General features: G+C 56.3%; 14 protein-coding genes and 1 tRNA gene. 7 read left to right on the top strand and 8 right to left on the bottom strand.

Annotation, left to right across the window (positions count from 1 at the left end):
* Positions 1 to 35 precede the first annotated feature (35 nt).
* Positions 36 to 112 (top strand) — tRNA-Asp (locus GS632_RS03555).
* A 178-nt stretch (positions 113 to 290) separates the two neighbouring features.
* On the top strand, positions 291 to 3,149 hold the full coding sequence (uvrA, locus tag GS632_RS03550; RefSeq protein WP_171619114.1) for an excinuclease ABC subunit UvrA: 2,859 nt from the start codon (positions 291 to 293) through the stop codon (positions 3,147 to 3,149).
* 16 nt (positions 3,150 to 3,165) lie between these two features.
* Here the strand turns inward: uvrA and GS632_RS03545 are convergent, their stop codons facing one another.
* The 5 genes from GS632_RS03545 to GS632_RS03525 form a co-directional block, all read right to left on the bottom strand.
* Positions 3,166 to 3,489 carry a hypothetical protein gene (locus GS632_RS03545; protein ID WP_253284419.1) on the bottom strand — a complete coding sequence of 108 codons (324 nt, stop codon included), beginning with the start codon at positions 3,487 to 3,489 and terminating at the stop codon, positions 3,166 to 3,168.
* 106 nt (positions 3,490 to 3,595) lie between these two features.
* Positions 3,596 to 4,468, bottom strand: a complete 873-nt coding sequence (gene mmsB / locus GS632_RS03540; protein WP_171237508.1) for a 3-hydroxyisobutyrate dehydrogenase — start codon at positions 4,466 to 4,468, stop codon at positions 3,596 to 3,598.
* Between the two features lie 3 nt (positions 4,469 to 4,471).
* Complete coding sequence (locus GS632_RS03535) at positions 4,472 to 5,512, bottom strand: enoyl-CoA hydratase/isomerase family protein (RefSeq protein ID WP_171174279.1); 1,041 nt, start codon at positions 5,510 to 5,512, stop codon at positions 4,472 to 4,474.
* 7 nt (positions 5,513 to 5,519) lie between these two features.
* On the bottom strand, positions 5,520 to 6,662 hold the full coding sequence (locus GS632_RS03530) for an acyl-CoA dehydrogenase family protein (protein ID WP_171237509.1): 1,143 nt from the start codon (positions 6,660 to 6,662) through the stop codon (positions 5,520 to 5,522).
* A 101-nt stretch (positions 6,663 to 6,763) separates the two neighbouring features.
* On the bottom strand, positions 6,764 to 7,879 hold the full coding sequence (locus tag GS632_RS03525; RefSeq protein WP_171237510.1) for a carboxylate-amine ligase: 1,116 nt from the start codon (positions 7,877 to 7,879) through the stop codon (positions 6,764 to 6,766).
* 137 nt (positions 7,880 to 8,016) lie between these two features.
* Here GS632_RS03525 and GS632_RS03520 point away from each other — a divergent pair, with 137 nt between their 5' ends.
* Both GS632_RS03520 and GS632_RS03515 read left to right on the top strand, forming a co-directional pair.
* On the top strand, positions 8,017 to 8,868 hold the full coding sequence (locus tag GS632_RS03520) for a class I SAM-dependent methyltransferase (RefSeq protein WP_171721390.1): 852 nt from the start codon (positions 8,017 to 8,019) through the stop codon (positions 8,866 to 8,868).
* Between the two features lie 71 nt (positions 8,869 to 8,939).
* Positions 8,940 to 9,416, top strand: a complete 477-nt coding sequence (locus GS632_RS03515) for a fasciclin domain-containing protein (RefSeq protein ID WP_171237512.1) — start codon at positions 8,940 to 8,942, stop codon at positions 9,414 to 9,416.
* Between the two features lie 67 nt (positions 9,417 to 9,483).
* Here the strand turns inward: GS632_RS03515 and GS632_RS03510 are convergent, their stop codons facing one another.
* Together GS632_RS03510 and GS632_RS03505 are read right to left on the bottom strand one after the other, a co-directional pair.
* A complete protein-coding gene (locus GS632_RS03510) occupies positions 9,484 to 10,068 on the bottom strand; it encodes a L,D-transpeptidase (protein ID WP_171089788.1) in 585 nt (194 codons plus the stop codon).
* A gap of 201 nt (positions 10,069 to 10,269) precedes the next feature.
* The gene (locus tag GS632_RS03505) at positions 10,270 to 11,769 is read right to left on the bottom strand and encodes a CoA-acylating methylmalonate-semialdehyde dehydrogenase (protein WP_171237513.1); all 1,500 of its coding nucleotides are present in this window, start codon (positions 11,767 to 11,769) and stop codon (positions 10,270 to 10,272) included.
* Positions 11,770 to 11,873: 104 nt separating this feature from the next.
* Between GS632_RS03505 and GS632_RS03500 the strand changes: the two genes are divergently transcribed.
* The 3 genes from GS632_RS03500 to coaD all read left to right on the top strand — a co-directional run bounded on the left by GS632_RS03500 (position 11,874) and on the right by coaD (position 13,852).
* Positions 11,874 to 12,776, top strand: a complete 903-nt coding sequence (locus GS632_RS03500; RefSeq protein WP_171234187.1) for a LysR family transcriptional regulator — start codon at positions 11,874 to 11,876, stop codon at positions 12,774 to 12,776.
* A gap of 61 nt (positions 12,777 to 12,837) precedes the next feature.
* The gene (locus tag GS632_RS03495) at positions 12,838 to 13,275 is read left to right on the top strand and encodes a CBS domain-containing protein (protein WP_171174266.1); all 438 of its coding nucleotides are present in this window, start codon (positions 12,838 to 12,840) and stop codon (positions 13,273 to 13,275) included.
* An 85-nt stretch (positions 13,276 to 13,360) separates the two neighbouring features.
* Complete coding sequence (gene coaD, locus GS632_RS03490) at positions 13,361 to 13,852, top strand: pantetheine-phosphate adenylyltransferase (protein ID WP_171237514.1); 492 nt, start codon at positions 13,361 to 13,363, stop codon at positions 13,850 to 13,852.
* Here coaD and gap read toward each other — a convergent pair.
* Positions 13,844 to 14,848 carry a type I glyceraldehyde-3-phosphate dehydrogenase gene (gap, locus tag GS632_RS03485; protein ID WP_171174262.1) on the bottom strand — a complete coding sequence of 335 codons (1,005 nt, stop codon included), beginning with the start codon at positions 14,846 to 14,848 and terminating at the stop codon, positions 13,844 to 13,846. The genes coaD and gap overlap by 9 nt on opposite strands.
* Between the last annotated feature and the right edge of the window lie 70 nt (positions 14,849 to 14,918).

Here is a 14,918-nt window from a genome sequence, read left to right as displayed (position 1 = left end):
CCTTGGCCCAGGACAACGGCCACGAAAATAGATGCGCGGTTGTAGCTCAGTTGGTTAGAGTACCGGCCTGTCACGCCGGGGGTCGCGGGTTCGAGCCCCGTCAACCGCGCCATTTTCCTCTTACTCTCAACCGATCGGCTTAAAAGCTTCGCAGCGAAGATCCCGATTAAGCAGCTGCGGTTTGATTTGCTCGGCTAAAACTCGTATGTTCACTAAATGTTCTAACTTTTCTGTTGGAGACTCAGGCAAGCTCGCCTATCTCTAAACCACTTGTTTCTTGGGGGCCGGAAATGGCTGAGCTGAAGAATATCGAGGTGCGCGGCGCGCGCGAGCATAACCTCAAAGGCATCGATGTTGATATCCCTCGGGATCAGCTGGTGGTGATCACCGGCTTGTCTGGTTCGGGCAAGTCCTCGCTGGCTTTTGATACCATCTATGCCGAAGGGCAGCGTCGCTATGTTGAAAGCCTGTCTGCCTATGCGCGGCAGTTCCTCGACATGATGGAAAAGCCCGATGTCGATCATATCAGCGGTCTGAGTCCGGCAATCTCCATTGAACAGAAGACAACGTCCAAGAACCCGCGTTCAACTGTTGGGACGGTTACGGAAATCTATGACTATATGCGCCTGCTGTTCGCACGCGCTGGAACCCCCTATAGCCCGGCGACCGGACAGCCGATCGAGGCGCAGCAGGTACAGGACATGGTCGACCGGATCATGACGATGGAGGAGGGCACGCGAGGTTACCTGCTGGCCCCCATCGTGCGAGATCGCAAGGGTGAGTACAAAAAAGAATTCCTGGAGTTGCGCAAGCAAGGCTTTCAGCGCGTCAAGGTCGATGGTGAGTTCTACGAACTGGATGAACCGCCGACGCTGGACAAGAAATTCCGCCACGACATCGATGTCGTGGTGGATCGACTGGTTGTCCGAGAGGGTATGGAGACCCGCTTGGCCGACAGCCTGCGCACAGCCTTGGATCTGGCTGACGGTATTGCGATTCTGGAAACTGCCCCGCGTGAGGGTGACCCAGAGCGGATCACCTTTAGCGAGAACTTTGCCTGCCCGGTCAGCGGGTTTACCATCCCCGAGATCGAACCGCGCCTGTTTTCCTTCAACGCGCCATTTGGGGCTTGCCCCGATTGTGATGGCTTGGGGGTCGAGTTGTTCTTTGACGAGCGGCTTGTGGTGCCCGATCAGTCGCTGAAACTCTATGACGGGGCCTTGGCGCCGTGGCGCAAGGGTAAGTCTCCGTATTTCCTTCAGACCATCGAAGCCATTGCGCGGCATTACGAGTTCGACAAGAACACACCATGGAAAGACCTGCCCCAGAAGGTGCAGCAGGTGTTCCTGCGCGGCTCTGGCGATGAAGAGATCCAGTTCCGCTATGATGAAGGTGGACGCGTTTATCAGGTGACGCGCAGTTTCGAAGGCGTGATCCCGAATATGGAGCGCCGCTATCGTGAAACTGACAGCGCTTGGATTCGCGAGGAATTTGAACGGTACCAGAACAACCGTCCATGCGGCACGTGTGAGGGGTATCGCCTGCGGCCCGAGGCGCTGGCGGTCAAGATCGCTGGTCTGCATGTCGGGCAAGTGGTGCAGATGTCAATCCGAGAGGCTTTGGCCTGGATTGAGGACGCGCCGAACCATCTGAGCGCTCAGAAAAATGAAATCGCGCGCGCCATACTGAAAGAGATTCGCGAACGTCTTGGGTTTCTGAATAATGTTGGTTTGGAATACCTTACGCTTTCGCGTTCAAGTGGAACACTGTCGGGCGGGGAAAGCCAGCGTATTCGTTTGGCCAGCCAGATCGGCTCGGGTTTGACTGGGGTTCTTTACGTGTTGGACGAGCCCTCTATCGGCTTGCATCAGCGTGACAATGACCGGTTGTTGGGAACGCTCAAGAACCTGCGGGATCAGGGCAACACGGTAATTGTTGTAGAACATGACGAGGAGGCCATCCGAGAGGCCGATTATGTGTTCGACATTGGCCCCGGAGCGGGTGTGCACGGGGGGCAGGTCGTCAGTCACGGTACGCCGGCGGACATTACGGGTGATGCTGCCTCTATCACCGGGCAATATTTGGCGGGGACCCGGGAAATCGCGGTTCCGGCTGAACGGCGCGCGGGCAAGAAGCAGAAAGTGACTGTGGTGAAAGCCACTGGTAACAACCTCAAGAACGTCACGGCTGAATTTCCCTTGGGCAAATTTGTCTGTGTGACAGGGGTGTCTGGCGGCGGCAAGTCCACGCTGACGATTGAGACGTTGTTCAAAACCGCATCGATGCGCCTAAATGGTGCGCGACAGACTCCAGCGCCGTGTGAGACGATCAAGGGGCTTGAGCACCTGGACAAGGTTATCGATATCGACCAACGCCCGATCGGGCGAACTCCGCGTTCGAATCCAGCCACTTACACCGGGGCCTTCACGCCGATCAGAGACTGGTTTGCGGGTTTGCCCGAGGCGAAAGCGCGTGGGTACAAACCTGGTCGTTTCAGTTTCAACGTTAAGGGAGGCCGGTGCGAAGCCTGTCAGGGTGACGGTGTTATCAAGATCGAAATGCACTTTCTGCCTGATGTCTACGTTACCTGCGAGACGTGCAAAGGCGCGCGCTACAACCGCGAGACCCTTGAGATCAAGTTCAAGGGCAAGTCCATCGCTGATGTGCTTGATATGACGGTGGAAGACGCGCAGGAGTTCTTCAAGGCTGTGCCGTCGATCCGCGATAAGATGGACGCTTTGGCCCGCGTTGGGCTGGGCTATATCAAGGTCGGTCAGCAGGCCACCACGCTATCCGGTGGCGAGGCGCAACGCGTGAAGCTGTCCAAGGAATTGTCGAAACGGTCAACCGGGCGAACGCTCTATATCCTAGATGAACCGACCACGGGTTTGCATTTTGAAGACGTACGCAAGCTATTGGAAGTGCTGCATGAGTTGGTCGATCAGGGGAACACGGTTGTTGTGATCGAGCACAATCTGGACGTGGTGAAAACTGCAGATCACATCATCGACATTGGTCCCGAAGGCGGCGATGGCGGAGGTGAGATAGTGGCTACGGGCACACCCGAAGATGTCGCCACAGTCGAGCGCAGTCATACCGGTCGCTATCTGAAATCGATGTTAGACAACGCGCGCGTTGCTGCTGAATAGGCTTAGCGCCTTCAGATCAGTTCAGAATATCGGCAACCGCACCGATCAGGTTCAAGACTTTGCGTGTGTCTGGGTCGACCCGGTACACGTAGTCACCCGCGCGAATGTAGGAATAGTTTCGGTTCAGCCCATAACGGTACGGATTGTCTACCCATCGATAGTCGTTGCGGATGAAATCGCCGTTCCGATAGATCTTTTTTGCTTGCCCGGGAGGCACGCAAGGAATGGACTTCTTGGCTAAACCCGGTGGGCAATGCCCGATTTTGTTTTTTGCCACGGATGTAACAGGTACAAGCGTCACCGCCACAAGCATCGCTGTAGTCACCAGGTATCTTGTCATGTCACTTTCCCTTACGAACAGGCTGAAGACGCCTCGGAACATGACTGCATAGATGGCCCCTTGCCGATTGTCTGTCAAATGGCTGGGCAAGAGGCCGCCGAATTGCCTATTCGCGCCCTCGTTTTTCAAAGCGTGGCAACATCGCGCTGAAGTCGCGGCCCAATCCGTCTTCATTTTCAACAAATTGTTCATATAGCGAAGTCGCGACCTGACCCATCGGTGTATCCGCATCAGCGCTGTCTGCTGCTTGCTGGCTGAGACGCAGGTCCTTTAGCATGAGCTCGGCGGCGAATCCGGGCGTGTAGTCATTGTCAGCAGGGCTTTGCGGGCCAACGCCGGGGGCAGGGCAATAGGCATTCATCGTCCAGCTATAGCCTGACGATGTACTGACGACATCGAACATCTTTTGCCGGTCCAATCCCAGTTTGTCTGCCAGTGCAAAAGCCTCGCAGGTGGCAATCATGGTGACGCCAAGGATCATATTGTTGCAGATCTTGGCGGCTTGTCCGGCCCCGGCTTCGCCACAGTGAACCGCTTTTTGTCCCATGATCTCGAACAGCGGTGCAGCTTTGGCGAATGCGGCTTCCGATCCGCCGGCCATGAACGTTAACGTACCTGCCGCTGCACCGCCGATACCGCCGGAAACCGGCGCATCCACGGACAAAAGTCCGGCTCCCATAGCCTGATCCGCAACCGCACGCGCGCTGTCCACGTCAACCGTCGAGCAGTCGATTAACACAGCCCCTTTTGACATTGCGGGAATGACCTGATCCGCAACGGCCCTTAGAATAGCGCCGTTTGGCAGCATGGTGATGACCGCATCAGCACCCGCAACCGCGTCAGACGCCGTTTCGACCTGAGTGACACCTTCCACGGTGACGCCAGCCGTATCAAACCCCAGAACCTGATGCCCGGCTTTTGCCAGGTTGGCCGCCATGGGCGCGCCCATATTTCCCAGCCCAATGAAACCGATCTGCATCTTTTAGTCCTCCTCAAATGTCAGGGTATCCGCGCCCAGCGGTTGCAGCATTTTCGAAACGGCCGTCAAAGGGACGTTCATATCGGCAAACTGCCAGTTCGGGCTGCGGTCTTTATCGATGATTTGCGCGCGGATACCTTCCAGAAAGTCACCGTGTTCCATCGACCGGTGGGTGAAACGGTATTCCAACTCCAGGGCGCGCCGTATGGACAAAGCGGGGCCGCGCAGACGGTGCAGCATTTCAACCGTACAGGCCGTGGAAAGGGGGGCGTTTTTTCCCAGAGTCGCTAGGGTTTTCTGCGAAAAATCGTGGTCGCTGTTGCGCAGGCTCGTCACGATGTCGCCAAGTGTTTCGCCCGAGAAATGCTGATCAATGTCGGCCTGCAACTCGGCCAGTTCTCCGGCGGGTGGTGTTTCGGCATGTTGTGAAATCAGCCCTGCGTCGCCAGAGGCCTCAAGCATCTCAGTCAAATCGGACCAGTGTGATTGAGGGATGTAATGGTCCGCGAACCTTGCCAGAATTGCATCCGCAGGGCCCATTCGGAACCCAGTCGTTCCCAAAAACTCGCCCAACCGACCGGGGGCGAGGGCCAGCATAAGCGAGCCGCCCACATCCGGTACCAAACCAATCGAGCATTCTGGCATCGCGATTTTCGAGCTTTCCCCGACAACGCGATGGCTGCCATGGCACCCGATGCCGACACCGCCGCCCATGGTAAAGCCCTGAAGAAAGCTGATGACCGGCTTGGGATATTCGAAGATCATTGCATTCAGACGGTACTCGTCACGCCAGAATGTCTGCCCGTAGGCATAGTCGCCCTTGGTCCCGGTTTCGTAGAGCTCGGCGATGTCTCCACCTGCGCAAAAGGCTTTTTCACCTTCGGCGTCCAGAATGATAAGGTCAACGGCATCGTCTTCGCGCCAGTTGCGCATCGCCGCGTCGATGGCCATGCACATCTCGTAGCTCATTGCGTTCAAAGCATGTTGGCGGGTCAGGGTGATGCGTCCGGCACGGCCTGTGGTGCGGATTTCAATGTCTGACATGTGGCCCTCAGCGGTTGGCAAGCATCTGACGCGATACGATCACGCGCATGATCTCATTTGTGCCTTCCAATATCTGATGCACCCGAAGATCGCGCACAAGCTTTTCAATGCCGTAGTCGGCAAGATAGCCATAACCACCATGCAGCTGCAGGCACTGATCCACCACCTTCGATCCGGTTTCGGTCACGAATTTTTTGGCCATGGCGCAGAACTTAGTGGCGTCGGGCGCGCCGTTATCTAGTTTCCAAGCGGCTTGACGCAGAAAGGTCCGTGCGGCTTGTAGTTCAATCTCCATATCCGCCAGGCGGAACTGAAGGGCCTGGAACTGGTCGATGGATTGGCCAAACGCCTTGCGTTCGGACATGTATTGCAACGTCATATCCAAACCGGTCTGCGCGGCACCAAGGGAACAGGCCGCGATGTTCAGTCGCCCGCCGTCGAGGCCCATCATGGCATATTTGAAACCGTCGCCTTCGGTGCCGACAAGATTGCCTGCCGGGATTTTGCAATCATCGAACTGCACCTGCGCGGTGGGCTGACTTTTCCAGCCCATTTTCTCTTCCAGTGCTCCAAAGCTAAGACCCGGAGTTCCGTCCTCGACATAAACGGTTGAAATACCCTTGGGGCCGTCCTGACCGGTGCGCACCATGCATACATAGGCATCGGAATACCCACCGCCCGAGATGAATGCCTTGGTGCCGTTCAACGTATAGCCTTCGTTCGTGCGTACGGCGCGTGTCTTCAAGGACGCTGCGTCCGAGCCGGAACCGGGTTCGGTGAGGCAATAGCTCAGAACCGTATTGAGGCTCAGAACATCGGGCATGATCCGCGCCTTCAGGTCATCATCCGCGAAATTGTCCAACATCTTGGCGCACATGTTGTGGATCGACAGGAAGGCCGCGACCGAAGGGCAGGCCATTGAAAGGGCCTCAAAAACCAGTGTTGCATCCAGGCGGGTCAGGTTCGAGCCGCCGCTGTTCTCGGAAACATACAAAGCTCCGAAACCAAGCTCGCCGATCTGTGGCCACAAAGTTTTGGGAATGGTGCCATCGGATTCCCACTGCCGCGCAAAAGGTGCAATGTTTTCCTGACCAAATGCATGCGCCATGTCGAAAATGGCTGTTTGTTCTTCGCTGAGTGCGAAATCCATGGCGCTGTCTCCCGTCGGCAATGAATTGAACGGTTGTTTATTTCCGAATTCTTACAGAAATTTTGCAGGTTCAACAATGGGGCGCAAAACGCTGGAGCAGTCTAGAGATCCGCGTGGAATTCCTCGATCAGATGGCGCACGACTGCTTGCCCGGGATCGTCCCCGCGCGCGACGGCCTCGGCGTGAACGCGGCGTTGACGGGTGGCCGAAGTGCCGTTTTCGGCGATCTGCCGTAACCGCGCAAGTTCGGTCATCGTTCCAAGCGCTTCGGTGTCTTCCGCCAACAACCCCATAAGGTCGCCGATCAGTTCGGACATCGGCTTGACCGAGCGGTCGCCGAAGTCAATCAATCCTTCGCCCACGCCATAACGCTGCGCACGCCAACGGTTTTCTCCGATCAGGAAGCGATCATATTGCCGCCAACGCAGGTTGCGGTCTTTCAGTCGACACAACATTCGGGTCAGTGCCTGAACGAGTGCTGCGAGGGACAACGTGTGCTCCAGCCGGGGTTGCACGTCCATGATCCGGGTTTCAAGCGTAGGGAAACGATGCGACGGGCGCAGGTCCCACCATATCTTGGTCGTGTCCTCAATCACGCCCAGTTCGACGAGTATACCTGTGGTGCGCTCATACTCAGCCCAACTGCCAAAAACTGGGGGCAGGCCGGTTCGTGGAAGGTTGTCGAACACGGTCAAGCGATACGATGATAGGCCGGTATCTTCACCGCTCCAAAATGGAGAGGATGTGGACAGCGCCAAAAGATGGGGCAAAAAGTAAGAGAGCTGCGGCATCAGATCGGCGCGCAGGGCGGGGTCTTCGACCCCCACGTGTACATGCATCCCGCAGATCAGCATCCGACGTGCTACGCCGCCTAACGCGTGTTGCAAGGCGTCATATCGTTCCTTGCGGGTGTGATGTTGATCCTTCCAATTGGCGAAGGGATGACAGGATACTGCGATCGGGGACAGATTGTATTCGGCAGCACGTTTTGACACGCAGGATCGCAGGCGTTTCAGGTCTTCCCGCGCCGAGGCGATTGTTGTGTGCGGGCGCGTGCCGACTTCAATCTGACATTGCAGGAACTCGGGGCTTACCTGACCTTCGAAATCATTCTGACAGGCCTCCATCAGCGCTTCCGGGGCCTCTGACAATTGCAGGCTGTCGCGATCCACCAGAAGATACTCTTCTTCAATGCCCAGTGTGAATTCTTGCTGCATGGAGCCCCCTTTGGCTGTCGTAAGTTTCAGTGAATACGGAAATTTGCCTTTTGCCAAGGGTTTGCCCGTCTTGTCCTTGCACTGGCACTGGCGGCAATTGTAAGGAACGGATCAGCACAGACCGTGGAGCCAACGCCGTGAAACCCAGAAAATTCCCAAAGATTAACGCTGCTCTGGACGAGTTGGGGGTGAGGCTGATCGACAAGGTTACCGAACAGGATGAACGCGCGCGGCTTGAGGCTTTTGAAGCTGCCGGAGGGCTGACACGCCCGGCCTACGCGTTATCTCCGGGTATGGAAGGTTTCGATGTCGCGCAACTGGTGGCGGAATATGACCGTCACAAGGCGGAACTGCAGGCGTTGAAAGACCCGGCGCGCAATCAGACTGGCTATCGCACAGGCAACGGCTATTACGACAGCCCGGATGCAGATGCGTTGTATCTGATGATCCGCCGCTTTCAGCCCAAGCGCGTGATCGAGGTGGGGTGCGGGAACTCAACCCGTGTGACCCGGCAAGCGATTATTGACGGCGGGTTGGACACCACGATCACTGCCATTGACCCTTACCCGCGGGCCGACATTGCCCATATCGCGGACCACTTCGAACAAAAACGTCTTGAAGAAGTTGACCCGTCGCTTTTTGCCGAGCTTGAAGCCGGAGACGTTCTGTTCATCGATTCAAGCCATGTTGTGCGGATGAGCAACGACGTCGCCCATCTGTTCTGCCGCATCATTCCTGCGCTGAAAGCCGGCGTGGTCATTCATGTGCACGATGTTTTTTTACCCTACGAATATCCCAAACGTTTCTTCTATGATTGCCCCGGTTGGGGAGAGCAGTACATGCTGCACGCGTTGCTGCAATCTGGCGCGTATTCAATGCTTTGGCCGGGATATTACCTTCAACAGGAACGCCCGGATGCCGTTGCCGCCTTGCCGTTTCTGACTGAGGGACGAGCGCAGAGCATCTGGGTGCAACTCAAAGAAAAATGATCTCAGAGTGATCCGCTGCGGCAAAAGGTCCGTACCCCTTTTCATAACACGCTGGAGAGGAGAAGACAGCTATGTTCCGTCGCACATTCATGGGCGCAGCCGCCGCACTTGCATTTGCCATGCCGCTGAAGGCGCAGGCCGCTGACATTGTTGACACGGCCGTTGCCGCCGGATCGTTCAACACTTTGGTCGCTGCCGTTCAGGCCGCTGGTCTGGTTGATACGTTGAAGGGCGATGGCCCATTCACCGTATTTGCCCCGACTGACGAGGCGTTCGCAGCATTGCCTGAAGGTACGGTGGAATCCCTGCTGCTGCCCGAGAACAAAGATCAGCTTGTGTCGATCCTGACCTATCACGTGGTTCCGGCCAAAGTGATGTCTGGCGACATCGCTGACAAGCGCGCCAAGGTTCTGACCGTTCAGGGCGACCGGCTGAGCGTTAACGCAAAGAACGGCGTTAAGGTGAATGATGCCAAGGTTGTGCAAGCCGACATTGAAGCCAGCAATGGCGTGATTCACGTGGTCGACGCGGTTATTCTGCCGGAATAAGCCACGGATTAAAAAACAACAAAGCCCCGGCGATTGACCGGGGCTTTTGCTTTTTACGACTGGCAAATCAGACCAGACGCACCTGTGTCCCAATCTGAACCAGTGGATACAGCTCTTCCACGTGCTGATTGTAGAGTCCGATACATCCAGACGAGCTCTGACGGCCAATCTTGCGCGTGTCATGCGTTCCGTGAACCAGGTAAGCTGGCCAGCCCAGATACATAGCGCGGGTGCCCAATGGATTGCCAGGGTCGCCACCTTCCATCCGTACAGGCAACGAGGGATCCCGCTCGCGCATGGACGCCGTTGGTGTCCAGCTTGGGAATTCGGTTTTGCGTACGACTTTTGTGTAACCGCGTTTGGTGAGTTCCTCACTCATCGGAACCGAACTTGGGTAAAGCTTATACGTTCCGTCCGGGCTCCAATAATGCACGGCGCGGCTTGTGATATCGGCCAGCAGGCAGCCAACACCAAGCTCATCAAAGTGATCCTGCCAGTTCTGTTGCGAGAACGAGGACACGTTGCGGCGCACTGGCAATTGCGTGCTGATGGCGTCTTCTGTTTCTGGGAAAGCATCTGTGCTTTGTGCCCGAACAAGGGCAGGGGTTGCCACCAATGATGCTGCGCCCAACAGGGCGGAACGACGGGTCATACGGGAATGGGACAAGACTGCCTCCGATAATTTCACTGCTCGGTACACACTTCCCGACAAAATATTTTGCTTTGATGAGTTTTTCCAGAGTATCAAAGCTGAATTTCTCGTGAGATTGGCACGTGAGCCTGCTTATCGGCGGAAAAATGCAAAACCCGGCCCAAGATAAGGCCGGGTTTGTCAGCGTAATGATCGTTCCAATCAGTCCATGGCTTTGAAGTTGAACTCGCCACCTTCTTTGATGCCCGACGGCCAGCGCGAGGTCACGGTTTTGGTTCGGGTGTAGAATTTGAAGCTGTCAGGGCCGTGCTGGTTCAGGTCCCCGAACATCGATTTCTTCCAGCCACCAAAGGTGTGATAGGCCAGCGGAACCGGGATCGGCACGTTGATGCCAACCATGCCGATATTGATCCGGCTGGCAAAATCACGCGCGGTGTCACCGTCACGGGTGAAAATCGCGGTTCCGTTGCCATATTCATGGTCCATCGCCAGCTTCAGCGCCTCTTCATACGAACCGGCGCGTACGGTGGACAGGACCGGGCCAAAGATTTCCTGTTTGTAGATGTCCATGTCCGGGGTGACATGGTCGAAGAGGTGGGGGCCAACAAAAAAGCCATCTTCATAGCCCTGCAGGCTGAAGTCACGGTTGTCGACAACCAGCTTGGCGCCTTGCTCAACACCCGAGTTGATCAGACCTAGGATGCGTTCTTTTGCGGCCCCGGTGACGACCGGACCCATATCGACATCATCACCGGCCGTGTAAGGGCCGACTTTCAGCTTTTCGACACGCGGGATCAGCTTTTCGATCAGCTTGTCCGCAGTTTCTTCACCAACGGGAACCGCGACCGAGATTGCCATGCAGCGTTCGCCTGCCGCTCCAAATCCGGCACCAACCAGAGCGTCAGCCGCCTGATCTAAGTCAGCGTCGGGCATGACGATCATGTGGTTCTTGGCACCGCCAAAACACTGGGCGCGTTTGCCGTTGGCGGTTGCGCGGCTGTAGATATATTGCGCAATCGGGGTAGACCCCACAAAGCTGACACCCTGGATGATTTCGCTGTCGAGGATCGTATCAACGGCTTCTTTGTCACCGTTCACGACCTGGAACACACCTTTGGGCAGACCGGCTTCGATGAAGAGTTCAGCCAGCATCAGCGGAACCGACGGGTCACGCTCGGACGGTTTCAGGACCACGGCGTTCCCACAAGCCAGCGCCGGTCCAACATGCCAAAGCGGCATCATGGCGGGGAAGTTGAAGGGCATGATCGAACCCACAACACCCAAAGGCTGGCGCATCGAATACATGTCTATGCCGGGGCCTGCGCTGTCGGTGAACTCACCCTTAAGCATTTGTGGCGCGCCGATGCAGTACTCGATCACTTCAAGACCACGCTGCAGGTCGCCCTTGGCATCGGGAAGAGTTTTGCCGTGTTCGCGGCTTAGCGCCTCGGCCAGTTTGTCCATGTCGCGGTTCATCAAGCCAACCATGGCCATCATGACGCGCGCACGTTTCTGCGGGTTGGTTGCGCCCCATGCGGGCTGGGCCGCTGCTGCCGCTTCAATTGCTGCCGTGGTTTCTGCCGCGCTGGCCATTGGGCATTTGTATTGAACTTCGCCCGTCGCCGGGTTGTAAACGTCGTCGAAACGACCGGATGTACCGGCGACCATTTCGCCGTTCAGGAAATGGGTCAGATCTTGCATCAATAGCTCCTCCGATAGATTTGCGCGCAGAATAGGCTTGCAGAAATCCCGCGAACAGAGGCAATGTCTCAAAGGAGTTTTGCAAAAATGCAAAAGAGTGTGAGATGACCCCAAACTGGGACGATATGCGGATTTTTCTGGCCGTGGCACGCGAAGAAAGCTTGTCTTCTGCTGGTCGTATCCTGAAAATTGATCCTGCCACTGTCGGGCGTCGTGTGGCGCGGCTCGAATCCACTTTGGATTCTTCGTTGTTTACCAAGTCCCAGCAAGGCTATGTTCTGACACCGGCTGGGCAACGTCTTTTAGAGCACGGGCTACACGCCGAAGAGGCGATGCGTGCCGCTGCCGGAGCTGTCACCGGACCGACCAAATCACTCAGCGGACAAATCAGGATCGGCGCACCGGATGGCAGCGCCAATTACCTGCTGCCGCAGGTCTGCGCAAAAATCAGCGATGCGAACCCTGATCTGGACATTCAGATTCTTGCACTTCCGCGGGTAATCAACTTGTCCCGGCGCGAGGCGGACATGGCTGTGACAGTCAGTGCGCCAACAGCCGGCCAACTGCGTGTGAAAAAGATCAGCGACTATAAACTGCATATGGTTGCGACCGAAAACTACCTGCACCGACATGGTCCGATCCGCTCCGTCACAGACCTGAAAGGGCACAGGTTGATCGGCTATATCCCCGACATGATCTTCGACCGAGAGTTGGATTACCTCAACGACATTGGTATTGACCGTGTCGCGCTTGCATCGAACTCGGTCTCGGTTCAATTGCGGCAGGTGACGCTGGGAACCGGGGTTTGTGTGGCCCATGATTTCACGCTGCCCTTCCATCCCGATCTGCGGAAAATCCTGACGGAACAAGTGAGTTTGACGCGCAGTTTCTATCTTGTGCGGCATGAAGGTGACCAACGCAACGAACGGTTGAACCGCTTTGCCGAAGCTCTGACGCGCGGCATTCGCGAGGAAGTGCTTCGTTTGGAAGCAGTGGCCGACGCTTGACAGGTCGCGACAATCGCGCAACGCTTTGGAATAAGTGTGATTATTTCCGGAGGTATTCTTCATGCTAGTACAGGCCATCCTGAAGTCTAAGGCGACCGATGGTGTCGTGACCGTGGCGTCGACAGCGACTGTCTCAGAGGCCTCGAAGATTCTTGCGGAGAAGCGTATCGGTACAGTCGTGGTTTCCGACGATGGTGGCGAAACCGCTGCAGGTATATTGTCGGAACGTGACATCGTTCGCGAATTGGCGGCCAGCGGCAGTGGCTGTCTGAACCAGCCAGTAAAGTCTTACATGACGCAGGACCTTGTGACAGCGACGCGTCAGACCACAGTTGAGGACATCATGTCACAAATGACGGAAGGGCGTTTCCGCCATATGCCGGTTGTTGAAGATGGCAAACTTGTTGGCATCGTAACCTTGGGCGATGTGGTGAAGGCCCAGCTTTCCGAATTGGCCATGGAAAAAGACGCTTTGGAAAGCATGATAATGGGCCACTAGCGGCCAGAGCTGCCAAAGCAATCACTTGCACCTGCAGCAAAGTTGTGTTTGCTTGCGCAGAAATTTTGTTGCGCAGGAGGGCGTGATGCGGGTTGGATTGTATCCTGGAACCTTTGATCCCATCACAATGGGCCACATCGATATCATTCGTCGGGCGGCAGCTTTGGTCGACAAGCTGGTCATTGGTGTTGCCATCAACCGGGATAAAGGACCTTTGTTCTCGTTAGAAGAGCGCGTGGCCATGATTGAAGCCGAATGTTCCCAGCTTTCTGAACAGACCGGGACCGAGATTGTCGCGCATCCGTTTGAAAACCTGCTGATCGATTGCGCGCGGGATGTTGGGGCGCAGATCATTGTGCGTGGCCTGCGCGCTGTTGCCGACTTTGAGTACGAATTTCAGATGGTTGGAATGAACCGTGCATTAGACGATTCAATCGAGACCGTCTTTTTGATGGCAGAAGCGCGCCATCAGGCAATTGCCTCGAAACTGGTCAAGGAAATCGCCCGGTTGAATGGGGACGTGTCGAAATTCGTCACGCCCCGCGTCAACACCGCGCTGAAAGAACGGTTAGGCTAGGGCGCCCATTGCGGCGGCCGTGTCCAACATCCGGTTCGAGAAGCCCCATTCATTGTCATACCAGGCCAGTACGCGAACAAGTGTGCCATCGGTGACTTTGGTTTCGGCCAGCGACACGGTCGAGCTGTGCGGGTCGTGATTGAAGTCAACGGAAACCAGCGGCCGGTTTTCAGCAGCCAACACGCCGGGGATTTTTGCTGCGGCATCGATGAACAGCTGATTTACCTCTTCTTCGGTGGTTGGGCGGGATACTTCAGCCACCAGGTCAACAACTGAAACGTTCGGGGTAGGGACGCGGATCGCCTGCCCCGTCAGTTTGCCTTGCAGTTGCGGCAGCACCAAGCCAACGGCGGCAGCCGCGCCGGTTGTGGTGGGGATCATCGACAACGCCGCGGCGCGTGACAGGTAAGGGTCTTTTCCAACTAAGTCATGTACGGGCTGGCTGGCCGTATAGGCGTGGACAGTCGTCATATTACCATGCTTGATGCCAAGCCCCGCATCCAGGGCAGCAGCGACCGGCGAAAGGCAGTTGGTGGTGCAGGATGCGTTCGACACGACCAGGTCTTCGGCGGTCAGTTCGTGATCGTTTACACCAAACACGACGGTCTTGATGTTGCCATCACCGCGGGCCGGGGCCGAGATCAGAACCTTTTTCGAGCCGTTTTTGAAGTGACGCTCAGCGGCCTCTCGCGTACGGAACACACCGGTGCATTCCAGAACGACATCAATATCCGACCAAGGTAGGTCTTCGGGGTTGCGTTCGCTGGTCAGGCGGATCGGCCCACGACCAACGTCCAAACCTGCGTCGCTGAGTGTAACCGGGTTGGCGTAGCGACCATGCACGCTGTCGAACTCAAACAGATGTGCGTTCATGTCAGGTTTGCCCAGATCGTTGATCGCCACGATTTCAACGTCTGTGCGACCGCTTTCCATCACTGCGCGCAGAACCCCGCGCCCAATCCGTCCAAATCCGTTGATGGCAAGTTTCAGGGTCATGGTCTGCTCCGTCGGAAAACCTATATCAGATTAGTTAGCGCTAACAACTCCAGATCAGCGAAAGAGTCAA

The sequence above is a fragment of the Ruegeria sp. HKCCD7296 genome (assembly GCF_013110775.1).
Lineage (GTDB): Bacteria > Pseudomonadota > Alphaproteobacteria > Rhodobacterales > Rhodobacteraceae > Ruegeria.
This window is presented reverse-complemented; position numbering and strand designations above follow the sequence as displayed.